We start from the raw sequence: 6,044 nt of genomic DNA, 5'->3' as shown, positions 1-6,044 counted from the left end.
CTCGGTCAGGGCGCGCCCCGGACGGGCAGCCGGGGCGCGCCCTGACCGAGGCGGCGGGCGACGAGCCGGTGAACCTTGAGCTCAACTACCCTTATCTGCCCGGGCAGTCGGAGATGCTGAGCCCGGCCCTCGCCTCGCTCGCGCGCTCGGACGCGCTCGGCGGCGCGCTGCGCCCGGCCTCGGTCGCGGGCACCCCGGCCGCGCGGGAGGCGGTCGCCGGGCTGCTCGCCCAGGGGGGTGTGCGCGCGGAACCGGAGCGGATCCTGTTCACCGGCAACGCCCGGCAGGCCATCGCCGCCACGCTTGTCTCCCTGGTTCGGCCCGGCGGCCGGGTCGGCGTCGAAACGCTGACGTATCCGCTGGTCAAGGAGATCGGCACCCGGCTGGGGCGGACCCTGGTGCCGCTCGCGATGGACGAGGAGGGCCCCCGGCCGGACGCCCTCGCCGCCGCGCACCGCGCAGCCCCCCTGTCCGCCCTCTACCTCCAGCCGACCCTGCACAACCCGACCACGCTGACCACGAGCGCGAACCGCCGGGCCGAGCTGGCGAACGTCATCCACAGGCTGGGGATACCGGTGATCGAGGACCGGATCTGGTCCTTCCTGCGCCCCTCGGCCGAAGCGGGCGCGCCCCCGCTCGCGGCCCTCGCCCCCGATCTCGTCCACCTCGTCGACGGCCTCTCCAAACGCGTCGCCCCCGGGCTCACCGTCGGCTTCGTCGTCGTACCCGGCGACCGTACCGAGGCCGTGGCGCGGGCGATCCGGTCCGGGGGCTGGAGCGCGGGCGCGTTCGCGCTGGAGGCGGCGGTGCGCTGGATCGGCGACGGGACGGTGGAGCGGCTGGTGGCGGCCAAGCGGCGGGATGCCGCCCGGCGCCGGCGGCTGGTGGCCGAGGAGCTGGACGGCTTCGCCGTACGGTCGGACCCGTCCTCCTATTTCGCCTGGTGGGAGCTGCCGGCGCCATGGCGGGCCGACACCTTCGCGGCGGCGGCGCGGGAACGCGGGATCGCGGTCACGCCGGGGACGGCGTTCGCGGTGGGGCCCGGCGGGGCGCCGGGCGCGGTCAGGCTTGGACTCGGGTCGGCTCCTGAGCCGGAGCTGGCGCGGGCTCTTTCGGTCCTCGCAGCCGTCGCACGAGGCGGGCGGGCCGCAGGTTCCGGGTCAGCCAGGTGGTGAGGGCCACCGTGAGGCCGAGTCCGAGCAGCAGCCAGGAGACGGTGCGCAGGGTCCCGGTCAGGGCGTCGTAGACGGCGCCGGCGGCCGGGTGGGGTACGTCGGAGGGCAGTCCGGCGAGGGTCAGGGCGCGGCCGACGGCGACCGCGAGACCGAGCAGCGCGCCCGCGAGGGCGGTGCCGAGGGCGGTCGCGGCGATGGCCCGGCGGCGGCGCACGGCCAGGGCGATCCCCGCGGCGGCGAAGGCCACGGCCGCGAGCGGAAGCCAGAATCCGGCGACTTCGAGCACGTGGAACCCCTTTCGTAGCGAGGTCAGTTCGTCGGCCGGGAGCACGGCGACCGCGGTGTGCTGCACCGGGATACGGGCGGCGAGCGGTATGTGCTCGTCGCTGAGCTGCTGTTTGACCTGGGCGGTGACGGGGGCGAAGTCCACGGTGACCGGCTCGGCGGCCGCTTCGTCGCGGTCGTCGCGCAGGGCCCGCAGCACCGCGTCGTGGGTGACCCGGTTACCGGCGTCCCAGGCGAGCCGGAAGGCCTGGGTCTGGGTGAAGGAGCGCACGGCGTCGTGCACGAAGGGTCGTACGGAGCTTGGCAGCGGGTCGGTGTCCAGCCGGTGGCCGGCCTCGTGGAGCAGGCTGTCACCGACGGCGTCCGCGACGGCCTCCCGCACGTCCGGGTCGGTGGCCAGCGGAGCCATCGTGGTGACGTACCGGCCCGTGTCGGTGAGTCCGTACGTCGCCCACAGTGCCAGCGCGCCGAACGGTACGAGCAGGCAGGACAGGGTGATCAGTACGGCCGACAGGGCGCTCCTCAGGCGTGGCGGCACCTTTTCAGGCAACTGCCTGCGGGGGCCGCACGCGACCGGAGTGCGTCCGCTCGGGCGATCCCGGTGGATCGCGCCCGCCTCAGCGGATCCGCCGCCCGAAGGCGTCCTCGCGTGTGTAGTACCGGTAGAAGAAGACGACGAAGGTGGCCCCGGCGATCAGCGCGGACATCAGGATGGAGCGCAGGATCGAGTGGCCGCTCTGGCTGTAGAGGAAGCCGAAGGCGATGCCGACGAACGCCGTCCACAGCAGTGCGTGCACCTCCCGGATCATCCGGGGGGCCAGCGCCAGCAGCGCGATGCAGACGACGGCGAAGACGAGGGCGCTGACGAACCCGAGCAGCAGGTTCCAGCCGGTGATGGGGCCGCCGGCGCGGTTGTCGGCCGCGACCCAGTAGCCGTAGATCAGGGCCAGGACGACGGGGACCGCGATCCGGGCGATGCGATGGGTGCGGGCGCCGAGGACATCGGGGGTACGGCGCCGGTCGGGGGAGGTGCCGGCCTGCACCTCGGGCGCCGGGGCGCGCCGGGGGATTCCGCCGGGTGCGGGTGCCGCATGAGCCATGAGAGCACTCCTCTCTCCTCGCCCCCGTTTCGCTATCCAATGCACACCTGGGGGCGGGCTCTGGCAAGTCGGCCGGGGGCCCGGGCATGCGATCCGGCGGGCTTTCCCCGTGTTTCTTCGAGGAACCTGGAGACTCGGAGGTCGTGACCGGGACGGGATACAAGCGGTGGCATCCGCCGCGCATCTGCGGGCGCGGTTACGGCTGGCTGCTGCCGTCGCTGCTGCTCGTCGGCATCGCCCTGCTGGACCTGGAGACCGGCGCGGAGTTCCGCATCGTCTCCTGGATCGTCCTGGTGCCCGGTCTGGCCGCCGCGGTCTGCGGGGTGGGGACGACGGCCGCCTTCGGGCTGCTGTCCCTGGTGACGTACGTCCTCGTGGACAGCGCCTGGCCCGACCAGTACCAGGCGGGCCTGCCCGACTTCGTGCTGGTCGCTCTCGGTGGTGTGCTGGCCACGCTGACGGCGGCGCTGCGGATGCGGCAGGAGCGGCGCATGCTGCGCATGCAGGACGTCGCCGAGACCACGGTACGGGCCGTGCTGCGCCCGCTGCCCGCGCGCTGGGCCGGTCTGAAGCAGGCGGGGGTGTATCTCGCCGCGGATGTGGAGGCGCAGGTCGGGGGCGATTTCTACGACATACAGCCCGGCCCGTACGGCACCCGTGTGCTGCTCGGCGATGTGCAGGGCAAGGGGCTGGGCGCGGTGGAGGCGGCGGCCGCGCTGCTCGGCACCTTCCGGGAGGCCGGGTACCACGAGAAGGATCTCGGCACCGTCGGTGAGCGCCTGGAGATCCGGATGCTCCGGCACCGCGTGCACACCACCGCGATCGGCCGCCGGGACGGGGACCGGTTCGCCACGGCCGTGCTGGTCGACTTCGCCTGGGGCGAGAGCGGAACGGTCGACGTCATCAACTTCGGCCACGAGGCACCGCTCGCGGTCGGGCCGCACGGGGTGCGCGAGCTGCCCAGCGGGGACGGGGCGCCGCTCGGCCTGGGCGACCTGGTCGGCGGGCTGCCGCCGGTCCACCGGGTGCCGCTCGCCGAGGAGGAGACGCTGCTGGTGGTCACCGACGGGGTGACCGAGGCCCGCGACGGCAGGGGCGAGTTCTACGACCTGATCGGCGATGTCGCCCGCGCGGTCGCCGCCGATCCCGGCTGCGCGGAACCCGGCCGGCTGGTCCGGCGCGTCCGCGACGGGGTGCTGCGGCACAGCGGGGGCCGGCTGGCCGACGACACCACGGCCTTCGCGGTCCGCCGCCTCCCGGAGATGGAGGAGTGCCCGGGGACGCAGCCGCTGCCGGAGATCGGGGAGGCGCCGCGGCCGCCGGGGGCCCAGATCCCCTGAGGGGGCAACCCCGAGGGGACCAGGGGGCAGGCGGAGGCGCCCGAACGGGGATGTTCCCCGGGCGAAGGCGCGTTGCGGGGGTCACAGCGGCTACGGTGCTGACGGGAGAGAGCGGATCCGCAGGGACCGCAGGGCCTACAGGGGGAGGGACCATGCCCGGAACCGTGCTGCTGCTCGCGGCGGCGCCGCTGGGCCGGGGACGCCTGGTGGACGCGGCCGCCGTGCTGCCGGTGCTGGCCGCCGTCGCCCCCACTGTGCTGTCCGGCACCGACACCGCCAACGTCGTGGAGCTCGCGGACCCGGTGGAGCCCCAGGGCGTGCTGACCCGGCTGCGCGCCGCCGCGGCCGCGCCGGGACCGCTCACCGTGTACCTCACCGGCCAGCTGCACCTGGACCGCCGGCAGCGGCTGCCGCATCTGGCGCTGGCCCGCACCACCCCGGCCACGGTCCGCTACACCGCGGTGCCCTGGCACTGGATCCGCGAGGAGCTGCGGCTGCGCGCTCCCGGGCAGACGGCCCTGGTGGTCGATCTGCACGCGGACCCGGAGGTCTGGCGGCAGCTGCACGAACAGCCGCTGGACTGCGGCCGCACCACCGCGGTCTACGGCCGGATCGCCCCGCCGCACGGGCGCCGGGGCCCGGCCGAGCCGTCGTACATGAAGACGGTCGCCACCCTGCTGCGCAGCGGCCATCGCCCTCCGCTGGACGAACTCCACCAGCAGGCGCTCGCCCGCATCCCGGAGGAGACCCCGACCAACATCCTGCTGGCCCCGGTCGCGGCCCCGGCCCCGCAGCCGTATGCGGCGATCCCGCATCCGACGTCCGGCGGGACCCTCGGGTCCGGCCCGTTCGTGGGCGCGTGGCAGACGTACGGCGGTCCCGTCGGCGCGGTCGCGGACGCGGTCGTGGAGCCGGGCGCCCCCCTCGACGTATCCCCGCCGCCCGAGAACCCCGTCCCCGAGGCCCCGGATCCGCACGCCGCCATCAGCACCGCCGTGCAGGCCGGGCGGCACGAGGAGGCGGAGGCGATCGCCGCCCGGCATCAGGAAGCCGCGGCGGACGAGCACGGCCCTGCCTCCGAGGACGCCCTGCACTGGGCCGAGGTGCGCGCCGATCTCGCGATGTTCGCCGGGGACGCGGCGCGCAGCTGCCAGGGGTGGATGGCGGTCGCCGAGCGGCGGCTCGCGGCCGGGCAGGAGGCGGACGCGCCCGCCGTGGAGGCCGCGGTGGACCGGGCGCACCACCAGTGGGGCCGGATCACCGAAGCGGCGCGGGCCCGTGAACTGGGGCCCGCGCTCGCTGAGTTGCGCGCCCGGGTGCCGGGCCGCAGGCAAGGCGCGCTGGAGGATGTGCGGCGGCAGCTCAGGGAGCTTCAGGAGATCTGAACCGCCGCCGTATGAGGGCTACTTGGTGAAGGTGAAGTACTTCCAGGCGCCGTGCGTCGTGGAGTTCACGATGTCGCCCGAGGTGCCGTTGATGTACGAGGAGCGGACCCGGAAGCGCCAGCCGACGTCCTGGCCGTGGTCACCGGTGATCGTGACCGAGGAGGTGCCGTTGGCGGCCAGCCCGAAGTACTCGGGGTCGCCCGGGTACCACTTGCCCTGGTAGTACACCTCGAACTCGAACTTCTGCGACCGGCCCGGGTAGTACGTCATCTTGGTCTTGACGACCGGGTTCTTGGTCTTGTGGAAGAAGTAATAGGTGTGGCCCCAGGTGGACTTGGACTTGTAGGAGCCCGACACCGAGGTGGAGACGCTCACCCGGTCGTACGCCGTGCTCGTCGCCGTGGCCGACCGGTAGCGGGCGTCGCCGGTGAACTTGGCGGTGACCTTGGTGTCCCGGTACAGGTTCATCCAGACCGAGAGATTGCCGTGCGCGTCCACCTTGCCGGACTTCACCAGCTTGTTCGGCCGGTCGCCGCCGTAGGGGTCGGCCCAGATCTCCACCGAGCGGTTCTTGTACGTCGAACCGAGGTGCGCGGTGAACTTCACGGACTTGCCGTAGTCGTACGTCTTGCCGTTGTTGCTGATGCTGATCGACGGCTTGGCGCGGGAGACGTCGACCGTGTCCGACCCGGAGCCCGCGGTGTGCTGGGCATCGCCCGCGTAAGCGACCGTGTACTTCACGTTGCCGCCGGCCGGCGG

The 6,044-nt window shown here is 73.9% G+C and carries 5 protein-coding genes and 1 pseudogene; 3 read left to right on the top strand and 3 right to left on the bottom strand.

The window, feature by feature from the left end:
• Nucleotides 1–1,175 (top strand): aminotransferase-like domain-containing protein (locus tag CCN72_RS20430; protein ID WP_107430132.1); only part of this gene is annotated, 1,175 nt, incomplete at its 5' end.
• Here CCN72_RS20430 and CCN72_RS20425 read toward each other — a convergent pair.
• Nucleotides 1,063–1,998 (bottom strand): hypothetical protein, encoded by a 936-nt coding sequence (locus CCN72_RS20425; RefSeq protein ID WP_086808770.1) that lies wholly within the window; start codon nucleotides 1,996–1,998, stop codon nucleotides 1,063–1,065. The two genes, CCN72_RS20430 and CCN72_RS20425, sit on opposite strands and share 113 nt — an antisense overlap.
• Nucleotides 1,999–2,077: 79 nt before the next feature.
• Nucleotides 2,078–2,560, bottom strand: a complete 483-nt coding sequence (locus tag CCN72_RS20420; RefSeq protein ID WP_086808769.1) for a hypothetical protein — start codon at nucleotides 2,558–2,560, stop codon at nucleotides 2,078–2,080.
• Nucleotides 2,561–2,703: 143 nt separating this feature from the next.
• On the opposite strand from CCN72_RS20420, the gene CCN72_RS20415 reads away from it, so the two are divergent.
• Nucleotides 2,704–3,900 (top strand): PP2C family protein-serine/threonine phosphatase, encoded by a 1,197-nt coding sequence (locus CCN72_RS20415; protein ID WP_244174344.1) that lies wholly within the window; start codon nucleotides 2,704–2,706, stop codon nucleotides 3,898–3,900.
• Between the two features lie 152 nt (nucleotides 3,901–4,052).
• Nucleotides 4,053–5,285: a hypothetical protein gene (locus tag CCN72_RS20410; protein ID WP_086808767.1), complete on the top strand. Its 1,233-nt coding sequence runs from the start codon at nucleotides 4,053–4,055 to the stop codon at nucleotides 5,283–5,285.
• A gap of 18 nt (nucleotides 5,286–5,303) precedes the next feature.
• Here CCN72_RS20410 and CCN72_RS20405 read toward each other — a convergent pair.
• Nucleotides 5,304–6,044: pseudogene (locus CCN72_RS20405) on the bottom strand (Ig-like domain repeat protein); the annotation flags it as partial.

Source organism: Streptomyces murinus, assembly GCF_002154555.1.
Classification (GTDB): domain Bacteria; phylum Actinomycetota; class Actinomycetes; order Streptomycetales; family Streptomycetaceae; genus Streptomyces; species Streptomyces murinus.
This window is presented reverse-complemented; position numbering and strand designations above follow the sequence as displayed.